The organism is Streptomyces sp. NPDC111606 (assembly GCF_055656945.1).
This window is the reverse complement of record NZ_JBVKBY010000041.1, coordinates 1-1,755: the sequence shown is the minus strand read 5'-3', so window position 1 is coordinate 1,755 and position 1,755 is coordinate 1. Positions and strand designations below refer to the sequence as shown.

The window sequence follows — 1,755 nt, the reverse complement described above, 5'->3', positions numbered from 1 at the left end:
TACGCGCCGACCTCCACCTCGGCCTGCTCCAACTCGCATGCAGCATCATCTGCTTGAGACGTCTCCGAACCTCATTCTGAAACGATCAGTAAGAGCGGGTGCCATTGATGCGTGAGGGGGCTTGATGGTTGGGACTTGGTCGGCTTCAGGCGACGTGCTGCAACCGGTCAGGGAATACCTGCGAGACCCGTCGTATGACTTCGACGTGGGTCCTGGCTGGTGGCAGTTGGTGCTTGACTGCCATCGGGCGGTTGTCGCGGAGTTCCGGGAGTACCAGCTCCTGGCTGTGAAGCAGAAGTGGGGGTCTCTGGCCTTCCAGGCGTTTCCGAGGTCGTGGAAGCCTGGCGGCAACTGGACGGATGCCGAGCACGAGCGCCTCCAGGCTGTCGCTGATGCCTTCGCTGACCGCAGTGAGGGCATTTGTGAGCGCTGCGGTGCGAATGGCTCACTGCGTGAGAGCCGGATGCTCCATCTCGTGCTGTGTGATCGGTGCGAGACGCGCGTCCCGGGCATGGTCGTCTCTGACTGCTGCTGGTTGCTCGTCATCGCGCAGCCCAAAGGAAAATGCCTGCCGGGTGGAGCCCGGCGAGGTAGATCGTGGCGGTCTTCTCATAGCGGGTGGCGATGCCGCGCCACTGCTTGAGGCGGTTGATGCACCGATCGGCGGTGTTCCGCTGCTTGTAGGCGTCTCGGTCAACACGGGTGGCCTGCCGCCGCGGCTGCCGAGTCGCATCCGCCCGGTGGGCCTGCTGGTCGGCCGGGATCGGAATCACGGCACAAATCACGCGTCGTCTGAGGTGGGTACGGATGGCGCGGGACGAGTATGTCTTGTCTGCCAGTACCAACACAGGCCGTGTGCGGGGCCGTCCGCGTCGGCGCAGCACCCACAGGGCACCCATGACGGACTCGAAGGCCGGAGCATCCCGTCTGGCCAGGCGTGAGGACGAAGGCCAGGGGTCGGCATAGACCATCGGCGGCCAGATAGAGCTTCGCAGTCAGACCGCCGCGGCCCGGCCAAGGGCATGATCGACCGGCTCGCTGACCGCGACCCCAATTTGCCGGCCACCGCAGCATGCTGGGGAGCAGGCACAATGGTGGAGTCCACCACGACGATCCAGTCCAGATCTTCCTCCGCGTCGGCCTGGGCGAGCAGAGCCGTGAAGACGCGATCCCACGTCTCGTCGATAGCCCATGGTGTACACGCCCTTCCACGAACCGTACTGCTCCGGCAGATGCACCCACTACGAACCTGTCCGGAACCTCCACGCGATCGCATCGATCACCTACCGGTGATCACGCCACCGCCCGCCCCGCTTCGGCGTCCGGTCCGGTAGCAGCGGCTCATTCCGCGCCCGCTGGGCGTCACTCCACGGCACACCTGACCAACGATCCGCTGATCCGAGAGAAACGCCCCAGGTGAGCGGCAGGGATCGCGTCTACTGCCGTCCCACGACTCCACGGCCAGGGCCCGGCCCGATAGCGGGCCGGGGTCCACATGGCATACGAGTCGGCTTGCCGCTGATTCTGGCCGGGCCGGTGTGGGGCTCAGTGGTGCTTCCTGTCGACTGCCCGGAAGCTGCCGACGAGCGCGAACGGCACCACGCTGCCGTCGAAAACAACCGTTCCGGGGATTGCGCTGCTGGAGTCTCCGCGCCCGATAGTCGCAATTGCGGCACCGTTGTCGCAGGTAATCCCGGTGAAGAATTCGATCCTCTTGTCAGTTTCGTTCCGGACGTTGAAGCTGGTCGCCGGACT

General features: G+C 65.1%; 2 pseudogenes. Both read right to left on the bottom strand.

Features of this window, described 5'->3' with window-relative positions:
• Positions 1–542: 542 nt before the first annotated feature.
• Positions 543–1,376: pseudogene (locus ACZ7M7_RS44995) on the bottom strand (IS5 family transposase).
• Between the two features lie 169 nt (positions 1,377–1,545).
• Positions 1,546–1,755: pseudogene (locus ACZ7M7_RS44990) on the bottom strand (hypothetical protein); the annotation flags it as partial.